The 24438-nt window shown below is 52.1% G+C and carries 28 protein-coding genes and 1 other RNA gene; 15 read left to right on the top strand and 14 right to left on the bottom strand.

Annotated elements, in window-relative coordinates:
- The first annotated feature begins 48 nt into the window (after positions 1–48).
- Complete coding sequence (locus IFT57_RS05525) at positions 49–495, top strand: GNAT family N-acetyltransferase (RefSeq protein WP_122531419.1); 447 nt, start codon at positions 49–51, stop codon at positions 493–495.
- Here the strand turns inward: IFT57_RS05525 and IFT57_RS05520 are convergent.
- Positions 492–1331, bottom strand: coding sequence for a hypothetical protein (locus IFT57_RS05520; RefSeq protein ID WP_192150919.1), 840 nt, complete (start codon positions 1329–1331; stop codon positions 492–494). The genes IFT57_RS05525 and IFT57_RS05520 overlap by 4 nt on opposite strands.
- A 149-nt stretch (positions 1332–1480) precedes the next feature.
- Here IFT57_RS05520 and IFT57_RS05515 point away from each other — a divergent pair, with 149 nt between their 5' ends.
- Both IFT57_RS05515 and IFT57_RS05510 read left to right on the top strand, forming a co-directional pair.
- Positions 1481–2122: a hypothetical protein gene (locus IFT57_RS05515; protein WP_122531725.1), complete on the top strand. Its 642-nt coding sequence runs from the start codon at positions 1481–1483 to the stop codon at positions 2120–2122.
- Positions 2123–2183: 61 nt separating this feature from the next.
- Positions 2184–2786, top strand: coding sequence for a hypothetical protein (locus IFT57_RS05510; RefSeq protein WP_122531421.1), 603 nt, complete (start codon positions 2184–2186; stop codon positions 2784–2786).
- Here the strand turns inward: IFT57_RS05510 and IFT57_RS05505 are convergent.
- Entirely contained in the window at positions 2783–2950 is a 168-nt protein-coding gene (locus IFT57_RS05505) for a hypothetical protein (RefSeq protein ID WP_163020443.1), read from the bottom strand. The genes IFT57_RS05510 and IFT57_RS05505 overlap by 4 nt on opposite strands.
- Before the next feature lie 220 nt (positions 2951–3170).
- Here IFT57_RS05505 and IFT57_RS05500 point away from each other — a divergent pair, with 220 nt between their 5' ends.
- The gene (locus IFT57_RS05500; protein WP_122531423.1) at positions 3171–3650 is read left to right on the top strand and encodes a hypothetical protein; all 480 of its coding nucleotides are present in this window, start codon (positions 3171–3173) and stop codon (positions 3648–3650) included.
- On the top strand, positions 3647–4159 hold the full coding sequence (locus IFT57_RS05495; RefSeq protein ID WP_122531424.1) for an NADAR family protein: 513 nt from the start codon (positions 3647–3649) through the stop codon (positions 4157–4159). The genes IFT57_RS05500 and IFT57_RS05495 overlap by 4 nt, the downstream gene beginning before the upstream one ends.
- Here the strand turns inward: IFT57_RS05495 and IFT57_RS05490 are convergent.
- The gene (locus tag IFT57_RS05490) at positions 4150–4932 is read right to left on the bottom strand and encodes a hypothetical protein (protein ID WP_122531425.1); all 783 of its coding nucleotides are present in this window, start codon (positions 4930–4932) and stop codon (positions 4150–4152) included. The two genes, IFT57_RS05495 and IFT57_RS05490, sit on opposite strands and share 10 nt — an antisense overlap.
- Before the next feature lie 77 nt (positions 4933–5009).
- Here IFT57_RS05490 and IFT57_RS05485 point away from each other — a divergent pair, with 77 nt between their 5' ends.
- Positions 5010–5729 (top strand): metallophosphoesterase family protein, encoded by a 720-nt coding sequence (locus IFT57_RS05485; RefSeq protein ID WP_122531426.1) that lies wholly within the window; start codon positions 5010–5012, stop codon positions 5727–5729.
- On the opposite strand, the gene IFT57_RS05480 is transcribed toward IFT57_RS05485, so the two are convergent.
- The 3 genes from IFT57_RS05480 to IFT57_RS05470 form a co-directional block, all read right to left on the bottom strand.
- Entirely contained in the window at positions 5719–6231 is a 513-nt protein-coding gene (locus tag IFT57_RS05480; protein ID WP_122531427.1) for a hypothetical protein, read from the bottom strand. The genes IFT57_RS05485 and IFT57_RS05480 overlap by 11 nt on opposite strands.
- Before the next feature lie 138 nt (positions 6232–6369).
- Complete coding sequence (locus tag IFT57_RS05475; RefSeq protein WP_122531428.1) at positions 6370–7815, bottom strand: hypothetical protein; 1446 nt, start codon at positions 7813–7815, stop codon at positions 6370–6372.
- The gene (locus tag IFT57_RS05470; RefSeq protein WP_122531429.1) at positions 7802–8365 is read right to left on the bottom strand and encodes a hypothetical protein; all 564 of its coding nucleotides are present in this window, start codon (positions 8363–8365) and stop codon (positions 7802–7804) included. Before IFT57_RS05470 ends, IFT57_RS05475 begins: the two co-directional genes overlap by 14 nt.
- A gap of 115 nt (positions 8366–8480) precedes the next feature.
- Between IFT57_RS05470 and IFT57_RS05465 the strand changes: the two genes are divergently transcribed.
- From IFT57_RS05465 to IFT57_RS05455, 3 genes are read left to right on the top strand one after another with little or no spacing between them, the layout of a single operon-like run.
- Positions 8481–8912 (top strand): hypothetical protein, encoded by a 432-nt coding sequence (locus IFT57_RS05465; protein WP_122531726.1) that lies wholly within the window; start codon positions 8481–8483, stop codon positions 8910–8912.
- A 3-nt stretch (positions 8913–8915) separates the two neighbouring features.
- The gene (locus tag IFT57_RS05460) at positions 8916–10061 is read left to right on the top strand and encodes a hypothetical protein (protein ID WP_122531430.1); all 1146 of its coding nucleotides are present in this window, start codon (positions 8916–8918) and stop codon (positions 10059–10061) included.
- Between the two features lie 2 nt (positions 10062–10063).
- Positions 10064–10609: a hypothetical protein gene (locus tag IFT57_RS05455; protein ID WP_122531431.1), complete on the top strand. Its 546-nt coding sequence runs from the start codon at positions 10064–10066 to the stop codon at positions 10607–10609.
- A gap of 3 nt (positions 10610–10612) precedes the next feature.
- Here IFT57_RS05455 and IFT57_RS05450 read toward each other — a convergent pair whose 3' ends face one another.
- The 3 genes from IFT57_RS05450 to ssrA all read right to left on the bottom strand — a co-directional run bounded on the left by IFT57_RS05450 (position 10613) and on the right by ssrA (position 12072).
- Positions 10613–11128 carry a hypothetical protein gene (locus IFT57_RS05450; RefSeq protein WP_122531432.1) on the bottom strand — a complete coding sequence of 172 codons (516 nt, stop codon included), beginning with the start codon at positions 11126–11128 and terminating at the stop codon, positions 10613–10615.
- A 13-nt stretch (positions 11129–11141) separates the two neighbouring features.
- Positions 11142–11600 carry an SsrA-binding protein SmpB gene (gene smpB / locus IFT57_RS05445; RefSeq protein WP_122531433.1) on the bottom strand — a complete coding sequence of 153 codons (459 nt, stop codon included), beginning with the start codon at positions 11598–11600 and terminating at the stop codon, positions 11142–11144.
- Between the two features lie 90 nt (positions 11601–11690).
- Positions 11691–12072: a transfer-messenger RNA gene (gene ssrA / locus IFT57_RS05440) on the bottom strand.
- A gap of 95 nt (positions 12073–12167) precedes the next feature.
- Here ssrA and IFT57_RS05435 point away from each other — a divergent pair.
- Complete coding sequence (locus tag IFT57_RS05435) at positions 12168–13445, top strand: hypothetical protein (RefSeq protein WP_122531434.1); 1278 nt, start codon at positions 12168–12170, stop codon at positions 13443–13445.
- Between the two features lie 4 nt (positions 13446–13449).
- On the opposite strand, the gene IFT57_RS05430 is transcribed toward IFT57_RS05435, so the two are convergent.
- Both IFT57_RS05430 and IFT57_RS05425 read right to left on the bottom strand, forming a co-directional pair.
- A complete protein-coding gene (locus IFT57_RS05430; RefSeq protein WP_241032726.1) occupies positions 13450–15471 on the bottom strand; it encodes a hypothetical protein in 2022 nt (673 codons plus the stop codon).
- Between the two features lie 40 nt (positions 15472–15511).
- The gene (locus IFT57_RS05425; protein ID WP_122531435.1) at positions 15512–16162 is read right to left on the bottom strand and encodes a hypothetical protein; all 651 of its coding nucleotides are present in this window, start codon (positions 16160–16162) and stop codon (positions 15512–15514) included.
- 87 nt (positions 16163–16249) lie between these two features.
- Between IFT57_RS05425 and IFT57_RS05420 the strand changes: the two genes are divergently transcribed.
- Positions 16250–17017 (top strand): hypothetical protein, encoded by a 768-nt coding sequence (locus tag IFT57_RS05420; protein ID WP_122531436.1) that lies wholly within the window; start codon positions 16250–16252, stop codon positions 17015–17017.
- Here the strand turns inward: IFT57_RS05420 and IFT57_RS05415 are convergent.
- Positions 17006–18118 carry a hypothetical protein gene (locus IFT57_RS05415; protein WP_122531437.1) on the bottom strand — a complete coding sequence of 371 codons (1113 nt, stop codon included), beginning with the start codon at positions 18116–18118 and terminating at the stop codon, positions 17006–17008. The two genes, IFT57_RS05420 and IFT57_RS05415, sit on opposite strands and share 12 nt — an antisense overlap.
- A 133-nt stretch (positions 18119–18251) precedes the next feature.
- Between IFT57_RS05415 and IFT57_RS05410 the strand changes: the two genes are divergently transcribed.
- The gene (locus IFT57_RS05410; protein ID WP_241032727.1) at positions 18252–18584 is read left to right on the top strand and encodes a hypothetical protein; all 333 of its coding nucleotides are present in this window, start codon (positions 18252–18254) and stop codon (positions 18582–18584) included.
- A 1-nt stretch (position 18585) separates the two neighbouring features.
- Positions 18586–19908 (top strand): hypothetical protein, encoded by a 1323-nt coding sequence (locus tag IFT57_RS05405; RefSeq protein ID WP_122531439.1) that lies wholly within the window; start codon positions 18586–18588, stop codon positions 19906–19908.
- 7 nt (positions 19909–19915) lie between these two features.
- Here the strand turns inward: IFT57_RS05405 and IFT57_RS05400 are convergent, their stop codons facing one another.
- Positions 19916–22453 carry a hybrid sensor histidine kinase/response regulator gene (locus IFT57_RS05400; RefSeq protein ID WP_241032728.1) on the bottom strand — a complete coding sequence of 846 codons (2538 nt, stop codon included), beginning with the start codon at positions 22451–22453 and terminating at the stop codon, positions 19916–19918.
- A gap of 545 nt (positions 22454–22998) precedes the next feature.
- On the opposite strand from IFT57_RS05400, the gene IFT57_RS05395 reads away from it, so the two are divergent.
- Positions 22999–23373: a hypothetical protein gene (locus IFT57_RS05395; RefSeq protein ID WP_241032729.1), complete on the top strand. Its 375-nt coding sequence runs from the start codon at positions 22999–23001 to the stop codon at positions 23371–23373.
- A gap of 62 nt (positions 23374–23435) precedes the next feature.
- On the opposite strand, the gene IFT57_RS05390 is transcribed toward IFT57_RS05395, so the two are convergent.
- Positions 23436–23735, bottom strand: a complete 300-nt coding sequence (locus tag IFT57_RS05390; RefSeq protein ID WP_122531441.1) for a hypothetical protein — start codon at positions 23733–23735, stop codon at positions 23436–23438.
- Positions 23736–23818: 83 nt separating this feature from the next.
- Between IFT57_RS05390 and IFT57_RS26925 the strand changes: the two genes are divergently transcribed.
- Positions 23819–24418: a hypothetical protein gene (locus IFT57_RS26925; protein WP_241032730.1), complete on the top strand. Its 600-nt coding sequence runs from the start codon at positions 23819–23821 to the stop codon at positions 24416–24418.
- Positions 24419–24438 lie beyond the last annotated feature (20 nt).

Raw genomic sequence — 24438 nt, 5'->3', positions numbered from 1 at the left:
GGGTCACCAGAAGTCCGTGGTTATCTGCCTTGAATACTGGATCTGTTCATGCGGATGATCGATTTCTCAATGGAACACGGGAGCATCAGCGGCTACGTTGTCGATGCGAGTAAATCCAACATTCAAAACTACCTGGCTGAGCATACCAGCCTTGCCAAGTCGATCGCCTGGAAGCTTGCACAACGCCAGGAAACGGTAGCCTTGCTGAGAAACCTCTACGTTGACCCTGAGCACAGGGGCCAGGGAGTAGGATCAGCCCTTGTGGCTAGTTTTCTCGAACAGGCGGAACTTGAAGGAGCCACCTGCTTTGTTCTGATCTCGGATGATGGTGAGGAGCAGATCAACGGGCTTGATCTCAATGCCTGGTACGAGGGGTTTGGGTTTTGCGGGATAATGGGAACTGGATCGGGCCCCTTGATGGTTATGCCAGAAGATCTGGTTGAGGACATGGCTGAATATCTGGGCCCGTACGCTGATGATGAACCCCAGCCCTAATCTGGCTTGCGCTCAAGCTCTTCAATGTGTTGACCGACGAGACGATTGATCCTGTCGAAAAACTTCTGCTGTTCTGACTGCTCAGCCTTCATCGCGGCGCGCTCTTGTGCGCTGTGGTAATTGAGGCTCAAGCAGGTATGGACAAAATCAGCCAATGTCAAATCCGAGTTGTCGAGTTGCGTGACCGTCTCTTGTACGGCGTCGTAGTTAGGGGCCAGCCTGTCTCCATTCGCAGGGAAGAAGTAATCGGCAATGCGCCCTGGCAAGATGTTGATTGGTTTGTGGAACAGCTGCTCTACGAAATAATCGCCCACACAAGCTTGGGGCACGCCGTCCTCAAGATGTGCGGTCAGGCTCACATCTACACCCACATCGATGCTGGGCTTGTCTTCAAAGATCATCTGGTAGTTAGCAATGAATAGCCCCGTGAGCGTTTCTGTAGGCTCACCCATCTGAACCTGCTCAAGAAAGCTCAAATCAGAGCGATTTACGGTGGTGATCTTGACCAAATTCAAGCGCACGGGCTCGGGGGCTTCACCCATGTCCGCCTCAAGGGGCTTTGCGCTGACCAAGCCAAGCTTTGGCTTGAGGGCGCCCCCCTGCTCCATGAAATCACTGGCCAAAGCGTTTATATGCTGAAGCAGTGGATAACGCTTGAGCAATCGATACAGGGTCTGAAGGCTCAGAATTGAAGGGCTTTCAATTTTGAATTCGATGTCCGCATCCAGCAACTGGAGGACGTGATGGGAATTCACAGGGTTGCCGGAGAAGGTCAACTCACCACTCGAAACATCAAGAGCGAGGCCTGAAAGCCTCATTGATTCTGTGCTATTCATGAAAACTTCCTCTCGATATCTCAAATCGTCGCATTATGTGTATATTGGCATAATTACGAGACAACCTGCCACTCACTTTTTGGCTGGGGTTGATGCACTAGGCCCGCATCAATCATCATGAAAACATACTGACAATAGGAACTATGTTCATGCAGATTTCAATGTGGCACGGCGGGCGAAAATGGGATGCCCTCCCTGAGATTCAAGGCCCCAGGAAAGGGCGAGCGGAGCTTGGGCCTGGCATTTACCTCTCGAACCATTATGAGACCTGTCGGGGCTTCGCCAAAGGTGGCGGCGTCGTTCGAAATATTGTCATGACCCCAAACCTGATCCTGGAACAAGCCGCACTATCGCTGTCCGACGCTTGCGACTTTGTGACCAGCGTTATCGTCAAATCCAAACAGCGAAATATCATCGAGCGCATGGTCGAGCTGGCAAGTCGTCATCGGCTTGAAGGAAGAACCCTTCTTGGCAGCGACGACCAACGCTTTCATGCCGAGTCCTTGGTCAATCTCTGTGTCAACGGCGACCTGACCCTGGGAGCCAAGGGGTTGGCACTTGCCGAATTCCTGGCCGATCAAGGCATTGACTGCTCGTTCAGCCATCGCAGTGGCAAAGAGTACTGGGGAACGATCTACAATACAGGATGCATCAACACATTTGATGTGGTGCCGGCAAACAAGGTGGAGCACTCTCATTATGAGCTGCCTGATCCATTTGCCCAGATTCAGGCTCAAATAAAGAGAGCCGAATATCTGGCCGTTGTTGACAGATCGAGCCTTGGGTTTTGATGGATTTACAGGTGACGATCGACTAACATAGCCGACCTCCAGAGCTTCAGAGTCGGCCCGCATGGACAGTAACGTTGTTAACCTGGTTGATTTTGTCGAGCAACGCGAGGAGCAGAATGCAGTGGCGTCTGTTCCTGTAGCAGAGAAAATTGTCGATTCTTTCTCCTGTCCAGAGACCGATACAAGGTACCCGCTACTCTATCGAGTCCAATATCCAGATCTGGCAGTCAGCGAAGATGAGCGGCTTGTTTTCACAGGTAGCTACACCACGGTTTACCAGTTAAGCCCCCGCCTCAAAGGCCAAAACGCTGTGCTGGCCTACCCGAGGCCAGAAATGGAGTGCTTCTTTACACTTGAAGACCGAGACCATTGCTGGCTTGAGATCTTCGATCTTAAATCAGCCTCTGGCATCAATGGATTCCTGATGCTGGCCAATCGACTGACCCAGTCTGAGGATGAGTTCGACAGCATCCATAGCATCAGCGGAAGCTTTGGCCTACTCAAGCGCCGTGATCTTCCTGAGAACTATGGGCGTATTGTCTACCACGCCTCCCAGGTTCGTGATCACCCCCTCTACGGCCAGGTGCCCTTTACCTATATCCATGTTCTTGAGCAAGATGGCACGGTGACTCAAGGAGACCCCGTCCTGCCAGCTGTGGACTAGAAACTGTCGGTCACGATTGAGGCGCCCACCTGATCAGGTTCGGCGCCACGATCTCGGGTGACCATTGGCGCTGTGCCGATCGCGGCAACAGCCATGAAAACAATGAAAAATGGCAGTGCCAAGATTCCCAGAGAGAATGAGTTCTGCTCGGCCTTGGCAGCCATTATTCTGGCCCTCATCAGGCCATTTTCGCAAATGAAAGCGTCCCCGCTTCCCCCGCAATCCAGGCATTCGCACCATAAGCTCATCTGCTTTCTCTCACTTAAATCAGGGCAGGCAGAGCATACGGAGATAACCTAAGAATCGCAAGAGCCCTTGTACGGTTTAAGCATATATTGCTGACATGGGACAGCCCGCGTAAGATGGGTGTACAAGGAGAACAATATGACCTACAACGAATTTTCGACCCGGCACCATGCCTGGGTTGAAGCTATGGGCTGGCACAAAAGAACCAATCTTGAAGCCATGGCCATGATCTACTCAGAAGTCGGTGAATCTGTCGACGAAATGACATCGCAGGGAATGACTTCAAAATTCCCAGGAGAGCTTGCAGACATCGTTCTTCGGACAGTGGACATGGCGCTTGAAAATGGCATCAATGTAGACTTCGAGCGCCAACACTACAGTCCTGATCGCCCCGCCTACCGCACAACCCAGGCGTGCCTGCTCTGCATCACATCTGTGCTTGCAAAAGGCGTAAACGCATCTCGCACACAGGATGCCGATAGCATTATCGACAGCCTAGTTGGTACGTTGTTGTTGTGCGAGGAAATTGCCGCCAGGCAATCGATCGATCTGCAATCGGTCATCGAGCAGAAAATAGAGATCAACCTGGCGCGTGGGAGCAGGGGTCGCTCGATATGAGGCGCACAGAGAAATTCACATTGTTTTGGGGCGGCCCATTTTCGAATTGGTTTAAGCGAGATTTCAAAGTCAAGGGCATCACGTTCAATTGTGGCGAGCAATATATGATGTATTCGAAGGCCATGCTGTTCAATGACCTTCATACTGCTCAATTGATCATGAAAACGCCTAACCCCAAGCGGCAGAAGGAGCTGGGTCGTCTGGTCAAGGGCTATGATGACGAAGTATGGAAAGCTCGCGCACCCAGCATTCTAGCCCCAGGGCTTTTTCAAAAGTTTATCCAGCACCAGGATCTGACGGAAATAATCCTTCAGTCGCTGGGGACTCGTTTGGTCGAAGCGTCGCCGAGTGACAGGCTCTGGGGTGTGGGCCTTCACGAAGACGACCCTCGCGCCTGGGATGAGTCCACCTGGCTTGGTCTTAACGGTCTGGGCAAAGTACTTGATCGGGTTCGTGACCGCGTCGTCGAGCATGTCGCGGCCAAAGACTGCTCACCCGGTCAGGGCTGAAATCCATGCTCGCGAGTGGGCGCCGCCAGCGATACTTGGCCATCGGCGGTCACTTCGAGCAGCGTTACAACAGACTGAGGCTTGTTGCCATCAAAAAACCACTCTCCTTCATTTGGCGCCTTGTAGATCATCTTGTTTGAGATATTGGTGAAGGCGACCTTCTGAGGCTCCTGCTCATACACGGCTGTGGTGACTGCGTGATCAAGCGCTTTTCTGATAACCATGTCCATTCCCGCCCTTGAGCGATCGCCCTCCTCGTAGGCCCGCAGAACACGCTTGGCGGCTGCATGAGCCGCCATACCATCGGTGACGTACACGAAATCCATTGGATTCAGGTGATTGCTGCGACCATCCATTGCGCGAATCAAACTTGTGCGGCGAGGGCCTTCAGCATCAAAGAGGCACTCACCCCTTGAGGAAGCTCGCCTGCTCTGAACGGCTTCGGGATTGAAGAGGTGATTGTAGGTACGCGCCAACTCCTCGTCTTCGAACTCGACACTCAGCAGCTTCGCCTGCTTTACCAGCACTTCGCAATTAGGGGCTAGGTCACCGCGTGCGATATGGGCCTCTTCAAATTCGAAGGCGAGTATCAAATCGGAATCGTCGGTGCCGCCCAGGTAGTATTGGCAAAAATCACGAGAAGTACCCAGAAACACTCCCCCAGGATAAGCGTGGACACTCCCGATTGAAAGGTCGACGGGCTTACGCTCCATTAGGGTCTTGGCTGTTTGTGAGGCAATATCGAACGATACGACGCGGTAACCGATTGGCATGATAATCTCCTGTATAGGCCATTATGGCCCAGCCCGCACATGCCGGCGCAAGATCGATAAAAGTCCGGAGGTCAAAAATGATCTGGTTTGCTGGCGACCCGCATGGTCGCTTTGAGCACATCATCAATGCCGTCAGAAGCCAGGAGCCCGAAGCAGTGATCCTTTTGGGCGACATGGAGTGCTCCCTACCTCTAGACAAGATTCTTCGCCCGATTCTTGATTTGACCCAGGTCTGGTTCATACCTGGAAATCACGATGCAGATTCAACCCAATACTGGGACAACCTGATATACAGCGGGTTGGCGGACAGAAATCTGCATGGAAGAGTAGTGGAGATCGACGGGCACCGTGTTGCTGGGCTGGGGGGCATCTTTGAGACCCCTGTGTGGATGCCTGGCAATTCGACAGATGGCCCGCAGAATTACCAGGAAATGGTCGACTATCTAAGGCAAAGGCGTGAGCCAGCCGACATTTTTGATTCCAAATGCCAGAGATACAAAGCTTCAATTTTCCCCGACGACTATTTTTTGTTGGCCATGGACAGGGCGGATATCCTGGTCACGCATCAGGCTCCCAGCTTTCATCGGTATGGTTTCGAGGCGATCGATGAGCTAGCAGGATTTTTGGGGGCGCGTCAGCTTTTCCACGGTCACTACCATGAGGATGAGCGCTATGCAGGGAGCCTCCACCAGGCTGGCTTTGAGGGCTACAGCGTAGGCTTCAGATCTATTGTCGACCTCACTGGCAACCTCATCCATAAGCATCCTGAGAGGGCTTCAGAAGCCTTCACGCGCTAAGACCTGGACTGCCGTGGTCTGGATTGGGAATGCGGCATAGCGGGGCTGGAATAACGTCATCCGTTACCACCTCAGCCGCTGGTATGCCGATAGATCGCAAGTGACTCACGATGTAGCGCCGAAACAGTGGAAGGTCTAGAAAATTGTCCACACCATCAGGACATTCGGCATCGAAGAATCGACGTGATTGGCAATCGCCAACAAACACATGGTTGCCGAAGCTAATATCGTTGTTTAGCATTTCTCGGGTGACATCTTTGGGCAATGTGAACCTCCAGAACGTGGTGAGCAACTCAAAATCGAAGGTTTGATTGTCGTCCTCCATGAAATTCTCCAGTTGCACGTCCAAGAGGTGCTCCTGCCCTGTTGAGACCCGCCTCATGGCCTCAACCGCCAGCTCCTCACAAAGCCCGCAGTTGATATGGTAGTAAGATTTGGCGGCGCCCTCACGGACGAACTCGTCCCTCACCTGCCGGATACTGTCGCTGATGCTCAAGGCCACTTGTGGCACTCCTTTTTTTGGATAAATGGTTCAATTTCAAATGAGTGGTGACTACGCCCTAACCCATGCCGGATTTCGTGGGCTCGAAAACTCGACAGCTAGCCCTGTCGACCCCATCGCTTTCACCTGGGCCCCAGGCTACAAACCCGGTGACGTCTGTGACTCAAGCTTGCTCACCAAGGCCGGATTCCGGCGAATTGCCTGCTGTCTGAAACCTTGGCTGGCCAGCACGTCCTTGGGCACATACTTCAATGCCAGTTCAGAACTGCTCAACGCTTCGAGGCAGACAGCCGGGGTACGCGCTTGAACATTTACCATTCTGAGCAACTCTCCGTTCTGGCGAAGGGCCTCAAGATCCATCTCTGCCGTCACACGCTCTTTGGGCAACAGCGCCAGCACCTTGTAGTCAGCGCGCACGGCATTGAGCAAATCTTCGTCGGTGAAGTTCTCCATTTTCATCAGGAGCATCACATAGGGAAAGCGATCAATTACCTTCAAAGCCCTATCAAGGGTGCGATGCTTGTCCGCCAAAAACGGGAAAGCATCAGCTCTCTGCTCTACAAGAAGGTCTGCCATCTCATCTGTCACACGGTGAGAGCGAATATGCTGAAAGTTGATAACATTTCGGCGGATAGCGCCCAGAATCATCTCGTCAGTCACCACCCGATCGCTCAGCGTGTTGATGCCACGTGGATTCGACTTGATGACCGCGTCAATGAAACTCTCATCGACCAGTTCTGCCGGCGCGTGTTTGGCAACATTGCTCGGATCGCTGACAGCCCCATTGAACACGCTTTGCGGGTTGACCATGTGCTTGGGGGCGTACTCGATTTCCCGAAGATTGCTTGAAATTGCAATGTCGCACATCTCCTGGCTGATCAGCCCTTCTGGAACGTAACTGAGCGATTTGTGAAGCTTAACCTGAGTCATGCATCGGGAAGGAGTCTTTAGCGCCTTGGGTACCGCATCGAAAGCCCAGGAGCAGCTTTTCATGGCAGCATCAACCACCTGGGCGGTGCGCAACCTCTCATCCAAATCTCTTAACAGCGAGCCTTCGCGTGTACACAGAGCCAACGCGGTTTCTTCGGTAATCACATTTTTGAAGCTTTCGACATACGCCTTGTTCTTGAGCGCAACCTGGTTGATGAAATCGGGCGTCTGAAAACGCTCCGGCAAGTAGTCCGGACGGATGACGCCACTACACGCTTGCGCCAAGACAAAGGACTCACTCATCAAAAACTGTGGCACTTCAGCGCTGAACAACCTCCAGGCACTCCGATAATCCTTTTCTCTGAGCTCGGAAAGGATTTCTTGGAGCACAGGCCTGAACAGGTCTTCCATCTTCAAGCCACCCAAGCTGGGCTGAAAAGGCGGTGTGCAGGCCCATTTCACCATCGCCTCTGCCCAAGGTCGCCACGGATTTTCGCTCTTCTTCGGGTTACGCAACGCAGGCCCACCCTCCAGATCATAGGCAAAGCGCCAATCTCGCATGGCCGACACCTCATTCTCCAGGATGGTTTCGACGACCCCCTGCTTGACCAGAGACTTGTAGGCATAGGTCGAGAGCTTTTTAGGAATATTCATGGTTTTGCCCTGATGGTTGTCTGGTTCGCCCCGGTGCAGGGATGTAATGTTTGATGGCCTCAAACAGCGCCAAGGCGTCGAAACAGTCTACGCCTGAGGATTCAAGCTTTTCGATGGCATCCTGATCAAGGGATGCAACAATCTGACAGTCGTCAGGGACAAGAGCCACAGTGATAGCATCCTCCCCAGTTTCGCAGTCAATGCGATCGTAACCGTTTCTAATCAGTTCAGCTCGCAGGTGCGAGAAGTGATCATGTGTAGCTTTCTTGCCGTCAGCTCCAATTCCGAAGAACTCATCAGGAGTCATCTGGTGGCAGAGCCCCTTTGACGGAAAAGCGACAACGTAGACCAGCACATGCTTACCTTCACCTGCCTCGTTAGAACCGAGCGCGTAATCCAGCGCATTGAGGGGCACCTGACTGAGGCATAGACCCAGGCTTGAATTGCTGTCACTGCCCTGCCCCACCTTGTTCGAAGCGAAGCGCATGATCTTTTGAGATGAGCCGTGAAAACCCAGTCCGAGTTCCCCTTTTGCAATACGATCTTTCATCCATAATCCTCTTCATATATCCCGATGATAGGGGAGGATAGGGTTAGAAATCTATTGGGATCTACCCTCCTCTATGTCAATATATGGGTATTTCGTACTCAAGAGCGATAACACCATGACTCGTACTCTGCGCGCCCTTGCATTGGGGCTTCTACTGTTGCCATCCCTATCCTTTGCTGACGAGGCTGGAATTGGGGATGCCTGCGCACTGAGCCAGGACTGTGTTGCCCAGGCACTCCAGGATTTCTACAGCAAGGTTCTTCCACTCCCCGTAACCGACACGGTTACCATGACTGACCTTTCGATCAATGGCGGTATTGCATCGATCAATATTCTGTTCGGGCATACCCGTAGCGAATCGATTGCAAAACCCTCAGATGAATTTGATCTCAAGCGAAAACTGCAGGACTACGCCAACAACCTGAGTTGCGGTGAGAACCAGGGGCTGGAGCGCCTTTACCTGAATACCAACGGACGCATCCTCTGGAAGGTATACTTTGCCGATGGCGAGTTCTTCACCAATTACTTCATTACCCAGTGCGAGTGACCCATGAACGGCAAGGCTGATAACGACCGGGCTCTTGGGCATCTGGCTGAAGGACTTAGAGCGCACGACTGGATGTCAACGACCAGGGCTTTGGATTGGTTGGCGCAGAGCCTGAGCGAGCACGCACTGGCCCAAGACTTTCACGAGGTGATCAGGGTTAGTCACCTGGTCGAGAGACAGGCCAAACAATACCTTTTATCCGCTGACTGCACCGCAGAAATTGGCCGAACTCTGGCAAGTCGCATTCAGCTTCGGGGCAACGAAATCATTGAGGTTAAGCAGCCTGCAGTGCTTCAAGCAGTGGTGCACAACTTTGCTCGAAACACTGCATTCACGGAACGCGTTGAGCTCTACATCAACCTTCTCGACGCCGGAAAGATAGACCTCTGCCGTGCGCTGATCAGCGCTCAGGACGTCGAAGATGTTACGGGTGTTCGTGTGACTGGATCCTCCGGCTCCCCGGCATCCCAAGTGTTCGATCACTGGGATTTGAATACACTGACTGGGATGACGTTTTCGTCCTTGGTGCACTGCTACCGAGCAGGCGAGAAGCCAGAGCAGCACTGGCTAGATCTGATTCGCCATATTGGCCCCGATCTCGACGATACGATCAGGGTGTCCGGACATGGGGCAGACGCCCCTCTTGCTCTCAAAGCATTCGGATTCGACGACCTGGTGCAAATGGCAACTTGCGAGGTGGCAGGAAACCCGGTCACGGGTGACATCGGCCATTATGAAAAACTGGCCATGTGTGGATTCAGGCTAAAAAGCGCTGACAAGCATGAAATGTTGGATACCTACAAGAAATTCATGGCTTATAAGGACAATTCAGACGCTGCCAAGGATAAGGTCTCAACCAAAATCAGCTCCATGATGGCCTTGGATTTCGATGAGCAAGGCGATTACGCGTTCGCTAGCGCTATTACCCTGATGCCTCAGAGAGTTTTCGATAAAGCCCTTTGCGATGCCTGTAATTACCTATGGCCGCGCCGAGGCAATGAGAGCAAGGCAAGGCTCGTCGCTCTGCTCGACGAAACCTACGACTCCCCCAGCCGCGTGAAGATGGTGAGGGGTCTGATGGGAGAAGATATTTACAAGCAGCTGCGACTGGGCCGCGAGCATGCTTTTGCATCAGACCTGGGGCTTTGATCATGGAATCAGGGAGAATAACTTTTCAGGGCAACCCATGGCCCGAAGGCCATCCGCTGAGTGGATTCACTTGGGGCGCTAGCATCAAGGATGGGTCTGTCTGGTTCGACTTTCACCTGTCGACGAAGGACTACGATTCAGAGCGCGAGGTCGAACAAGACGAGGAGGCGATCTCAAGCGACTGGGAGGCGGCTGTTACCTGGAAAAATTATCGAAGCTGCACTCTTTCGTCAGAAGAGTGGGGGGTTGGTGGTTTCAAAGCATGCAAGAAAAAGCTTTTCACACCTGACTGGCTGGATGGTAAAGAATTTCAAGTCGATAGTTGCCCTGCAGATAACTACGACCAAGATGATTTGGCTTTCTCAATCTACTTGCTGGGGCATGATTCAACCGCCCACCACAAAATCAAGTTCCAAAGGGTGGGGTCAAGTAATCTGTTCGATATCGTATGGACAGGAAAAATCGCACTGACCTATGCTGGCGATTACGCATTCGAGCATGATTTTTCGGCCTTGATCAGTGGGGTGGAATTTCCGCTTCTGAATTAGGGTTCAGATGGCGGACGCAGATGCGAACTGATCCAGGATTTTTGCCCAAGCGTCTGGATAGCGCACTGGGAAGATGCTCAACACCTCGAATGAAAATTCATCAAGCGTGTCGTTTCCGGTTGAGCCCTCGACCAGTCCGCCAGAGGTTCCATGAGAGCCATCGACTGCCTTGGCTTCAAAGGAGTGGCCTCCAATATCTTCTGCCTGCCTTTGAAAGGTAATGCTCACATCGCCGTTCAATAATCCTGCTTGGGCAAGGGGCCTCTCAGCAAGGGCCCATTGAGCACCACTGACCCAGCACTCCTCCGGATTGCCTGAGAGCCAGTCATCGCCAAAGCGTACGTACAGTGACAGGCCATAGGCGCCTTGGTACGGCACATCCGCAGTTGAATTCCACCAGCTTGTCAGATGCTCGATGGCAATGCGCCAACCCTTTCGATCCAGGTTTGGCAGGTTGGCCAGGCGAACAGCTTCGGCGAAGACTGCCGGTGGTAATTCAATGGGGGCTAACATGTTCATGTCACCCAAGGCTTCACGCTGCTGCGCGGCGTTGTTTGAGGGCCTGGTCGATCTGCTTTTTGGCGTCTCGCTCTTTGAGCGTTTCGCGTTTCTCGTAATTTTTCTTGCCCTTGGCCAAGGCCACAGTGCATTTAACCAGGTGCTTTGACCATTCAAGCGACAGCACCACCGCTGTGTAGCCCTTCTGCTCAACGGAGCTCACAAGTCGATCAAGCTCCTTGCGATTTAGCAGGAGTTTGCGTGTGCGCAACGGGTCGGGTTGTACATGGGTGCTAGCAGTCTGAAGCGGCTGAATTTGCAGACCGATGATGAACGCCTCTCCGCCCTTGAGCAGAACGTAGCTGTCAGTTAACTGGGCCTTGCCGGCACGAAGGCTTTTCACTTCCCAGCCCTCCAAAGCGATCCCAGCCTGAAATTTTTGCTCCACAGCATAATCATGCCGGGCTTTGCGATTTTGCGCGATGGTAGTCATAACTGGCCCAGAAAATGGTGGCTGCAAATGCAGGTGAAACAAAAAAGGCACTTTCGCTATGAGCTAAGTGCCTGTTTTTATAGCTTAATTTGGTGGAGTCGGGGGGTTTCGAACCCCCGTCCGCCAGTTCTCTGCTGTCGGTACTACAGGCTTAGCCAATTCTACTGAGTTAACTCCTCACCGCCCGAATGGCAGGGTGCTTGGAGCGAGCTGCATGTTTTTTAGCCGTTACGCCTGCAGCGAGCTTGGCGGCGATCCTGTTCTATCTGACGAGCACTTTGAGTTTACAGGCATCCCCTTGTACTCGCTGGGGCCGAGGCCACCAGAAACGCATCAAGCGGCCAGGGCCACCGGAGCGTCGAAGTTGTCGTTGTTGGCAACTATGGTTTTGCAGCAGCTAATTAACGAGGTCTGCTACCAGCTCGGCTTGCACCTAGAGTTTTGAAACCAGCGTCGAATCCTAATCGACCCCATGGACACTATAATCGTCATTTTCCGGCTTATTGTCAACAGCCCTCATTGCAATAAGTGCGAAAGACATGAAAAAATAGAAAAAAGGAGCTTCTCATGAAACCACCATTTCCATTCCCTTTTGGCAGCAAATCCAAAACGGACTTCAGCGACCCTCTCAAGGACTTCCTGAGGGCCCTAAGCGCCGAGGACATTTTGAAGCCAAGGGTAGTGGCCGAGCTAGACCAAATCCACAGCTCGCTGATGGCGATGGCAGATGACCCGGTTCATGCAAGTTCTGCCATTGCGCTTGAAGCCAGGCTTGTTGATGAGCTTCATCACATTGGCACCGGCAAGACCCAGGCAAAGCTTGGGGTAGTGGTTTTTATGCTGAAGCGTTATCACTATCTCGACTACCCGGTTGCTGCTCGATCATCCGACACCCTGGAAAAAGCTTGTGGAGGGGAAACCACTCCCGAGAAAACAGCCCTTGGGGATTTGTCTCTCGCGACGGCCAGAAAACTCATCAATGATCGTGACTGGGAAGTTGAAAAGCTCTATTTGCAGTGGGACATCGACGTCAGGCACCCCATGTTCGACAAGGCGCTACCCATCGCAGTGTACCTTGTAGATCCATCCTTATTGGGGATCCACCAGACCGACCATGAGCGCTATTTTGCTCTGAGGCATACCGAGTCTGCTCCCAAGTGGAAAAAACTCTGTACGCAGGCCCAGGAGCTGCTCAGAAGCAATGATATTCACCACACGCCCTATGATGATCGCATTACCGACATTCTGGGGCGGCATGACTGGGTTCGTCCTAGAGAAACCCAACTGGCGCTGTCGATGATGAACCACAAGTTCAACTACGCAAAAGTGATCGAGGGATGGCCCGAAAAGCCCGAAATGCTGGAGAAGCTTGGTCAAAAATTGCTGACCTACTCCAACAAGCAGCCTTGGCTGGCGCCCTATGCCCTTTTGATGACGCACTTATGCCATTCGATGGATATCAAGGGCGGTCATCAATCAATCTCCAATCTGCTCACAGCAATCCTGTTGCCGCAGAATCTGCATCGAGAAGACGCAGGCCCTGCGCTGAAAACATTATCGAGCCTGATGGGTCGACTGGATCCAGCGGGTGAGCGCTTGCTTTCGTTGGCAACACAAATGAGCAAGCTTGAGCCGACCAGCAAAATCTATTACCAGGCTTTGAGGGAAGAAGGATTGGGAGATCATGCCTATCGACACCTTAAGAGTCTGTGCAAGGTGCGCAACAGCAAGGAGGCCGACTCCGCCAAGTTGATCCGCCTCATGAAGGAGACAGGTATTGATCAGTACCATCGCGTGCCCTCTAAGGTCAGGGATCACGCGATGTCCATCGATCTGGGACTTTAAGCTTTTAGCTTGTGGTGGCGCTATCCAGGCGCTCACCGCAATAGGCGATCACCATCTTGTCGTTGATGACCTTGAAGTACACCCGGATCTGATGCTGAGTCCCATACCCGCGACCCACGCCCACATGAGAGAGAAATAGCACCGTTTCTCCCTCGTACGAAAATTCTCGCTGTGAGCGAAGCTTCACGTTATTCACGACGGAATCTGATTCGTGGCTGGCGTAACTGCTTCCCAAAATCACTCTGGACTCAGTGTCTGGCTTGCCCGATCGTACGCTTCCTAGATACTCGACCAATGACTGGATCAGCGAAGCGAGCCGGCTGCCCATTTCAAAATTGTAGGCACCCTTAGCACTCTTGATGGCACTCTCCAGCACCACGATATCCTGGGGATACAAAGCAGCGAAGGTTGTCAGGATCGACTCTGGAGTAAGCTTGGCAGAACCTTTCATGAGTTCGACAACAAATGTTGGCTCCAGTGGAAGGCTCGCGCAATTGCCCTGCGAGTTCATGCTCTTGCCTATATTGGCCATGGCAGTTTTAGCCTCATGGGCCTCACGTCGAGCAACAGTTGCTGCCTCCTCCTGATTGATTCGGCGCTCACGCTCTTTTTCCAGCGCCTGGTTGGCCAGCTCCAATGCTTGAGTGGCCGAAGAAGCCTGCTCTTGAAGCCCAGACAGTTGAGATGAAAGCCCTGACATCTGCTGCTCAAGTTCTTGTGTCCGGGCGGCATAATCAATTTTAGGAATGGCTTTGAGTCGATCAATTTCTTGGATCATGGTGCAAGCGTTTTTGACCAGACTGGCTCCGATTGGGGCAATCTGGGCAGCTTTTTCTACAGCAATGCCTTTGGCTAGGAGAAGCTCCTCGTTGAGTTTTAGGATTTCATCAAGGCCCCCATCCTGATTTTGGGTAATCTTGGAGAGCTTCTCCATGTGGCGCTCTATCTGGCCTACGCTGGAATGCAGAGCACGAAAGCTTTCTTGCGCCGGCATGATTGCTTGACGTCGATTGGCAAGGAAGTTTTCAAGCAGGCTGATCTGCTGATCACTGGAGGCGTCAATAGCCCTGAGCGGTGGGAGCGCTTCGATATCGGCGAGCAGAGGGTTCCAAAGTGTCAAGGCTTCACTGATCTTGTAGCGTCTGAAGACGTCCCCGGCCTTGGTCAGCAGGCTTATCATCTGAGAGTGCTCGGCTTGCATCGTTGCTGAGAAAGAGTCGGCCCCATGCTCTTCGCTATAGGCCAGAATCTGCCTGATCAGCGATCGAATCTTCATGTGCCCTTGAAGCGATGGCTCCTCTCGCTGCTGACTGACATAGTCATACAGGCACCTGATTAGTGAAAGCAGCTCGGTGGCATATCGAGTGGCATCGTCTTCGGGCTCTTCCTCCCTAAGACCATCTCTGAGAACATCCATGTATCTGCTTTGTTTCTTGGCCAACCAAGGGTGCTTATCCAGGAATGCGTAAGCGCTTTCCGGGCTCAGTGTGCAGAGCAGAAGGTTTACCCCAAGGTCAGCCACATCCATGAACCTGGGCTTCAGACTTCCGTAGAAAGCTTCATCGGTAGCCGCCGTCAGAAAGACCAAGAAATGACTGGCGTAGCTACTCTCCTCATCCTCTTCAAACAAGGAGATCAGATAATCCGCTGCTTCTTTCTCATAGGGGTTCGCCTGAAGCAGAGTTTCGGTCAGCCACTCGACGCTGGAGCTTACAGTGGGAGGGTTGGAAGATGCATTCTGCACTGAATCTTCCATCATGCTGCGCATCGGCTCGGAGCCATAAAACATGGACAGCAGATGGGCATCTTGAAGGCGAGAGACTTTCTTGCCAGTCGGGCCTAGTTTCTTGAGGAAAGGGGATTTTCTGACTCCGTCTGCGATTTTCTTGAGCCTTTTGTCCTGGTTGAAGACATTACCCCAAGCCTCCTCGGAATTATCCGGCTGAATGAAGCGATCCGGTAGCCAAGCCTGCGCTATAGGAAGGTCATCGAGAAATTCTTCCAATCTTGAAAGCAGCATAGCCATTCACACTCCTGTACTGAATGGCCGTGAATCTACCAAATCCTCAGGCCGAGTGCAGCAGCATCTTCATGATTGAGCGCTCAGGCGGCAACCACCGGGCACACATGGCTCTTGCCAATTCAACCGGAGTGGCTACTGAATCTTCCTGAATTTGTTTACAGATGTCTTTGAAAGCTGCTGGAAATGACTCGATCAGAGACGAAAGGACACGTTGTGGCAACTGAGCTACCAGTTGCTTGATCTGATCTCGCTGGCTAGCCCTTTGAACGATAGCTTCCATAAATCCTGGAATCACAGCGTCAGAGAAAACAGATTCAGACAAAAGCCTGTAGTCGAAATCCCAGCGATCGTCGCCATTGAGGATTTCTACCATTAGATGAAGCTTGTGATCGGCATCACGCCAAATGCCCCCATCGTGAAGCATGGCGCGATACAGTAATGAGGCCGGCATGCCGGAACGAATCCATTCCTGCAGCTCACGTCGGCCAGCCTGGGTGTAAATCAGGCAGCCGAGCACGTTGGGTGCTGCATCACGCCCAGACAAATAGGCTTTCATCGCTTTGATGGCGGAGGACTTGGAAAAATAAGGCTGACAGAGCTCCTCAAAGAGGTTGAGGTCGCTTACAATTGCCGGGTTTTCAGCAACCTTGCGTTTCAAAGCATTTTCAAGGGGTGTTGGTGACGGGCTGTTCATCGTGCAATGCCTTTTTGGCTTTAATGATATGCAAATTCGAATATCCTGTAAATTGCATATCATCCTTTTAATTTTCATTGAGGCATTATGTCGATCAGAATCTTGGGGGCCTATCGAATGAAGACCCTTTCACTGCAACGCCTGCAAGCCTGGTGTGATGCACTGTCTGTAAGGGCCATAGAGATTGCCAGCCGTGGATTTGCCTCGTATCTGGCGCTTGAGATTTGCCAGAAACTGGACAATCACGCGCTAGGCTTTGATCCGATCGCAGACAACGACCCTTATTCAGTCATGGCGCAATGCACTCAAAATGCCCTGGCTGATGAGTGCCCAAGCTCTGGCGTGTGGGATTTGTCACTGACATTTTTGGTGGACAGCCGGCATATCTACGTGATGAGCGACTATCATGGTACCCACTACACCGCACTTCTAGACTCATTCGATAGTCTGGAACCCTACAACTATCAAAATTCCAGCGACACCATTCTGGACGGAGTAAGCCCTCGCGAATGGGCGTTGCGCGGTAAAACCTGGGAACGGTTGCTAAGTGGCTCTGCTCTCGGTGAGCGAGGCTTTAAGATCAGCATTGTAGAGAAGCAACAGTATTGCTTTCCTTCCACGGAACTGGTGCGCAGGCTGCTCCCAGGCCTTGAAGCACGATCAGCCTTGGTCACTGTTGAACACGAAATATCCAGAATTATGGATGAAATCGCCCCTGATTATCCGAACAAAGCCGCGTTGCTTTATCGAGACGCCAGACGCCAGGTGCTGGCAGTGGAGAATGAGGGCTTACTCAGGGAGAGGATCGAGTCAAACAGACTGCTACTCTGCGCTACCCCGCCCCTATTCGCCTAGGGACACCTCACTGTAACCGAGTTTGCGTTGGCGTTTCTTCTCGACCTCCATCGCCTGGTAAACCTCGATGTTGAAAGGCTTGATGGTAGCTTCATAAGAACGACAGCCTCCAAAAACCTCTTCACAGCCGTAGCTCCAGTACTTGGGGGATGGGTACTGAGTTGGGTTCATGACCAGGACACTGTCCTCTGGAAGACTTACGTAATCACCAGAGCCGTTGATGACGTCGACCAGTGCAATCACCCCTCCCTTGAGTCGAAGAGGTTTGTCGGGGTCGCAATTGAGCAGTTCGTCAAAATCGATTTCACCGTGCCAATGGGGGTAGACACAAGAATTGCCGGCATTGTCAAACATCGTGACCAGATCTGAAGTTTTCACCACCGCAGGCAAGGAGTGGTCGATGGCTCTCAGAGAATCCAGGACGCTACGAATGCCGTCAGTGTCTTTGTAGTCAAAGCTGAGCATTGAAAGCACCTGTTTTTTGTCCAGGCGAAGAAATTCGATCAATGACTTGGCGGCATGTGATTCCAGGTCATCTTTCAGGGCCGAGTGGTAGACCATCAGGTCATCCACCCCTGATTTAAAGGGATCGTAGAAGGGGTTAAAGGTGAGCTGAATCGAGTGTCCAGAAAACAAGTCCAGGCACGAGGAGTCATCATTTTCTCGGATTTTGTCTTCCATCGCCTGAGCCATGTCATCGATCACCTCATCGATGCTAGCCACTGGGCCGTCATACTCCGCCATGATGTCGTCCAAATCACTGTAAAGATCATCAACAGGGCGCCGGCTGATATTGTCGATGAACCAGTCCATCGACTCATCTCCCCACGCATCATTCAGCGCCCAGCTAAGGTACGTCTTGAAGGGTTTGTCGCCCTCAGCTTTTATGCGGTAGTTTTTCATGGCGTCATGGATGGCGACACCCACCTTTCGGTGAGCATCAGTCGAGATATTATCCCACCGCTCAAATTGCGTGACGCCGTTGTCCTCTGCCAGATCCTCGATCAATGGCATGAGGCCTTCAACCCAGCTTTGGGAGCTGGCCGGATCCTGAACGGTGATATCGAATGAATTGAGCTCAAATCTGTAAGGGGTCGTCATGATCTTCTCCGGGTACACCTTGAGTATGAATGGTGCCTTGAGGGATGTGCAATTGTGTTGCGCCGGCCTTTGTGCATTACTTATTCTGAAGATATATCCCTAACCCAGAAAATCCACGACCATGTCCACAACAATGTCTTCATTCGACGTTCCCGCAGGCCACGGGGAGTTCATTCTGCACCTAGCCGACGCCGCTGTGCTGCGAGAGGCATTAATCCTGAACGAGGCCAGTGCCACAGGGAGCCACCTGGAAGACGCACGATCGGGCTTTGGGGCTATTCTTTCCACCCTGGATGACGCTTGCGTGCGTATGCTGGCGTTGGAAACTGTCGCCATAAACAACGCGCCTGGCTCAAAAACGCGATCAGGCCTGAAAATTGATCGGGATGGGCACTACCTGCTGACCGACAAAAGCATCACTTATAATAAGAGCCTGGATCATTCAGGCCAAGAACGAGGCATTTGAAATGAACCTCAATGAACACATCATTAGGGATATATTGGTCTCTAAACTGCCCTATTTCGAAACACGCCTGTCCAAGATCAATGAAAAGCTCAAGTCTGGTGGGCTACCACCCATCGAAGTGATCAATCATGGCGCACACCTTCGCCGCATGGATCTTCCAGGGGGCGGGATTGTGAAGCTTCCAATGGTCACCCTGTCAATTGTCCGGGCGGCGCCCTCACCCACTGCTCAACGTGTTCAGGTGTTGGCCAAGACCACCCTTGAATTGGTCAAGAAGCTGGATTCTGACGGCATGCTGCATAAAACCTACGGCACTCTGACAGACGAAGAGCGCGACATTGTCCAGAATCCGGCCAATCCAAGTGGCTGTGACCATTGCAGTTCCAATCGAAACCGAGCCTACATTTTCACACTCAAAACACCAGGGGGTGTCATGCGTGTCGGAGGCGGCTGCCTGAAGGAATACGTTGGGTTTGACATGTCCCGTTGGACGAACTCTCTTAACGAAGTCATTGCTGATGCCGACAAGTTTGCCGAAGTGACCTTCAAGGAAATGTCTGAAAACGAGATCATTCCACTTCGCCTATTCCTTTCAATTGCCCACAAATTGATAGAAAAAGACGGTTATCGCAACCGGGATATGGGTGAAAGCACGGGCGCTCAAGCATTCATGCTCGCCCAGGCTGCGGTCGGCAGCGGTGCTGAGCGAGAAGATCCCGAAGATACTGTCGCTGTTGACGAGGTGCTGACCTTCATCAAGGGCAGCATACACCGCGAGCAGGATGCTCAGCTGGATTACTTCGTCAACCTAAGGACAATGGCTCAGGTAGGCTACCTCACGATCAAGCAGGCAAACCTGCTAGCAAGCGCGCCGCAGGCCTATATTCGTTACCTGAGAGATTTGGCTCGAAAGGAAGAAGAGCGCAAGCGTCATGAAGGCACATCCCACGTCGGCATCAACTTTATTGGCGAGAAGAAGCAGCGCATGCTTCTTGAAGATCTGTCTGTGAGTTACGTGAAGCCTGACAGCAACGAATACGGCGCTTTCACGAAGATCTGCTTCCTTGACCCCTCTGGTAATCACTTCACCTGGAAAGCCTCGGGCGTGATTGACGTGGAGGTTGGCCAGACGGTGCAGCTGGTGGGTACGGTGGTAGAACACCAGAATTTCTATTCAAAAACCTATGGCAAGCACATCAATGACAACAAGATCTCGCGATGCCAGATTCTGACCCTGGAAGAGGTGCTTGAAACTCGCGCCAAGCTCACCAAAGCCGAAGCGAAGGCTCGAAAAAAGCTGGGCGCCGACGACCCCCAGCCTTGATGATTACCTAAGGGACGACAGTCAACACTGGTTTGGCTGTCCCGCCCGAGATGGCTGCCTGAATGCCAAAGACCAAGGCTTCGTCTGCCGTCATCTTGTTCATGTAGACCATCCCCAGAAACTCCATTTCATCCTTGGTCTTCTCGTCCCGACCCGCTGCTGAAAGTGCAAAAATAGGGGTTGCCTGATTCTTGGACTCACTTCGAATAGCTCTTGTAGCTGAGATGCCGTCAACAATTGGCATCATGATGTCCATGAGAATGACGTCGTATTTTTGCTCCTTTGCCAGTGTGATCGCCCTCTCGCCTCCACGGGCCGTCTCGACAACTGCTCCGTATCCTTGCAGGCTCTGACTCATGACATCCAGATTGACCTGTTGGTCATCTACCAAGAGAACCGACACATCCCTCAGGGTTTCACCCTCGGTCACTTTGAGCATGCTTAGCAGTTGAGCCATGCCATGCTCGGTGCTTGAACGATTCTGCAGGCTGGCGTAGATCTTGGTGATGAGGCTATGCATCTCAAGGGACTCGACAAAACCAAAGTCGGCCTCCTTGCGAAATTTCACACCTTCAACTGCATCAGACTCCAGGGTCGGTTCCAGGCTTACCACGGTCACGAACCCTTTGGCCTTGATTTGCTCCAGGGTCATGTCGTTTGTAGAGCGCTTGAAATCCCTGGATGCGATTCGGCGAACGATCAGGATCTTGTTGTCTCCATCAAGCTGGTTCAAGGCATCACCCAACTGATCGATGTTCTCTGCTGGCACGCATTTGGTGTCAAAGTTGCTCAGACGACTGCAAATGGAGTCCCTGAAGCTCTCACGGCTATCCATTACGACGAATTGAGCGCCCACCTGACTCAGCTTGCTTGCACCTGTGATCTGGTCTCCGGAGAGCGCCTTGGAGCGCTTGACGGGAATGTCAGCCCAAAAGCGCATCCCGCCTTGTGGCAGGCGCTCAACACCGCGACGACCTTTCATGGCTTGAATGTTTTCCGAAACGATGGCAAGACCCAAGCCAAAACCGTTTTGCTGGCGGGTTCGAGCATCTTCAACCTGAGAAAACGGCTCGAAGATGTAGTCCATTTTCGAATCAGGTACGCCAACGCCCGTGTCTTCAACCGAAAAGCGGATCCAGATTGTGTCCTTGGAGGTTTCATCAAGCTGACTCAGGTAGACCCGAATTCCACCTGTCTCAGTGTACTTGATGGCGTTCCCAAGGTAGTTGTCTATGATATGAGTCCAGGCCTCCTGTGATGACACAACCTGATTGGGCATACCATCCTCAACGATCAGGTCGATGTAGAGGTCTTTGGCGTAAGCCATGCCCGAAATCGATAGCACCGCCCCTTCGACCTTGCGGTACAGGTCAAAATGCGAGTTGGTCGGTACCTTGGGGTCACGCAGGTTGCGAGAATACTCAAGCACATTGTCGATCTGACTGCTGGCCTTGGCAATTTCGCGCAAGATCAGCTCAATGTTGCGGCGCAGGTTTGGATAATGGGACAGGGCCTCATCACGGGTCATGTTCAACGCTGCAGTTTTGCTGGCGTACAGGGGCTGGCGAAGCTCATGGCTCATCAGGTTGATGAAATTGCCCTTGATCTCGCTGGCCTCTTTCTCTTTTGCCAGGGAAATCTCAAGGGAGGCTGTTGCCGCACGGATCTTATCGGATTGCGCAGCCAGAACAGCCTTCATGCCGTCTTCGCTCTGATACACATTTTCGATCAAGCGCTGAAACGCAATAATCAATCCCTTGATCTCGTGCTGATCACTGGTAGGAAGCTCTGACATGCTCAGGCGGTCATGCTGAGTCGGATCGGATGTCAGCTCCTTCATTTTCCCCATCGACTTGATGAGGCCCTCCAGGGGCTCGCTGATCTGGCGACGAATCGTCTGCTCGAACAAGAAGGCAAAGATCACCAGCAAAGCGACGATGGTCAGAATGATTGCAAACTGGTTCAGGCGCGGCGAAACGATATCGGAAAGGTCTAGGGTGATGTGCATCTGACCGAGGCGTCGCGCCTTCGAATCGGAGTTTTCTCCCACAGATGGATAATCGTCTGCGTTGACGTCGAACGTGTAGCTCTTGTGAATGAGCGGCTCGATGCACGATGAACATACCCACGAAACTGCACGAAGCAGCGGGCCTCCCCTTGTAGGTGGAGAATCGGCGGTGAGGATGGACGCGGATTCACCCGGAACAACAGGGTCAACTGTCAGCTCGATGCGCATCAAGGCACTGTCTTTAAGTGCCAGATTCAGCACGCGCAGATTTTCGTCACGATCGCCGGTAGTCATCGACACGAGAAGCTTTTCAGACAGAGCCTGAGAAATCCGATGGCTTGTCCGGAAAGCTTCCTCCTTTGAGCTCTCGTGCAGAGAGATAAGGTGGGTTACGACCACTACACCGGCCAGCACAAGCATGGGCCCCATTGCCGCACGTTTGATCATCCCCTTGAAGGTTGTCCGCCGAACCAGACCGTCCGTCAGCGTGCCCCAAAAAGCCTTGCTTGATACTGCTTTATACAAACCACGCGTCATGCTCGAATTCCCACGCAAACCGACGAACCATTGACCTCAAATCAGGTGTGCTTTATACCATCTCGGACAGATCTTGGCCAACACTAATATTCGTCTAAATGCATGACGAACTGCAGAACTCATGAAACTAACTTACGAGCGACCAATTAATGGCTATGGGTGGCAATAGAGATTAAAATCATCACGGAAGGTTTAACAGTGCCAGAATGTTGGCGCAAGAAATAAACAATTTCGGTTGATATTGTTCACCAAAACAGTGAAGTTATTCATAAGAGTGCTCACCAAAACAGTGAGATAGCCCCCAATGAAACCGGCTCTTGTACCAATTTGTATCAAAATCACTGTATACCCATACAGCAGTCAACTCATTCTGTCGGTTAAAGTGTGAATTTGTCGATAAATAGGGAACGAGCGGTCTTGTCAAAAAGTCAACAGGGGGCTAATGTGCACTCGTCCGCTGAAACTGGCGGATGAAGCTCAGATGGTAAGAGCGTTGCCTGAGAGTTAGGCTTCGAAAGCAAGCAAATCTGAATGAAGACACTACCATGATGCAATCAAGATTAAGCAGCGGGGCGAACGACCAAAGTCGGGAAGAACGCCAAGTATCTGCGGCTGAAACTTTGCTCAATATGGCTATCGAGCGTAAGTATCTTGATGACATTCGCTCGGCATTGTTGATTCCCAAGCCAGACACCCGGTTTCATCTATCAATAGAAACTAGGTTCAGTGGTGAAGGAAGCTATACTTGGGTCAACGTATACGGTGATTTCGAGGATCTGCTGGGCAAATTGGATCTGACAGTTCGGACTATTCTGGAATCCGGTGCCCCCGTCTTCCCTGAGAATCTGAAAACCTGGCAGAAACACATCAAGGAAAGCTACGGAACTGGGCAAAGCCTAATTCTGAAGTCATCCGTTTAAGCTCCGAAAGGAGTGGGGCCCCGAAAGGGGCTTTTTAATGCCCGAAAATCATCATTCGAGCCTTAGCTTGGCTTTTGAGGGATCCCAATAGCCTTGAGAAATAGGCTTGAATGCCCCTCATTCTGTGCCTCGATCGATATCTGTCGAAAGAACTGATCCAGATTGCCGGCCTTCACTAGCGTGCGCAACAGCTTCATCTGGCCGCCCTTGGCGTACTGCTCGTTTGCAAGGACGGTGCGGAAGCTTTTCTCGGACTCTTGCAATGCAAGAAATACAGGCATATTGAGTGCAGCGCAGCACCTGACAAGCTGCTCCAGGCAGCGTTCCAGGTCTTCAGAAGTATTGGATTGGTCGGAGCTCATTGCTTTACCCATTTTATTGTAAATATTGATTGGGGCTATGCTAAGATTACCGATAAAATGATAACAAGAAAAGGGATAGCCTAATGAAAAAATCAGCCGCGCTGCTAGCCACCATTCTCTGCGGCCTCAGTGCCATGGCGCAGGCCCAGGACACCGAGTCCCTGCTCAAGCGCATCGACGTTAAAAGCTACGAGGGTTACCTTCAGGTTACTCCTGCTAATAGCAAAAACGTCAATTTAGACATTAATTTCATTCGACCAGCTTACGACACCCAGCCTACCACCGCTGGTGCAATGGTCGGCCTGATCCAACTGTCTGCTCCATTGACAAATCTGCAATACCTGATTGACCCATCATGCAAAGGTGAGATCCAAGCAAAAATTGGCATTCAGGAGTTCGGCGGGGGCAATGTAGGCTATCTCAATACGGCTTGGACGGCAGACACCGCTACCGACAAGCTGACCCTGGCAGGTCGCGAGTTTCAAGAGCGCGGTGGCTCAGTTGAGGATCTGAGTTCTCAATTGATTACGGGGCGAATGAGCAAAGGGCAGTGGATCAACATTGAGCTTCCAGCCACCTTGAACCATGCGCCGGGTGACATTCTGGTCATGGAAAAGATTCGCTATACCAGCACCACTGACCAATTCAGTCCGTGCAAGTTGACGATTCGTGAGAAAAGCTAAGCCTTTGGCGCCCTACCTGG

It is taken from the genome of Pseudomonas sp. CFBP 13719, from assembly GCF_014842095.1.
In the GTDB taxonomy this organism is placed as follows: Bacteria; Pseudomonadota; Gammaproteobacteria; order Pseudomonadales; family Pseudomonadaceae; genus Aquipseudomonas.
This window is presented reverse-complemented; position numbering and strand designations above follow the sequence as displayed.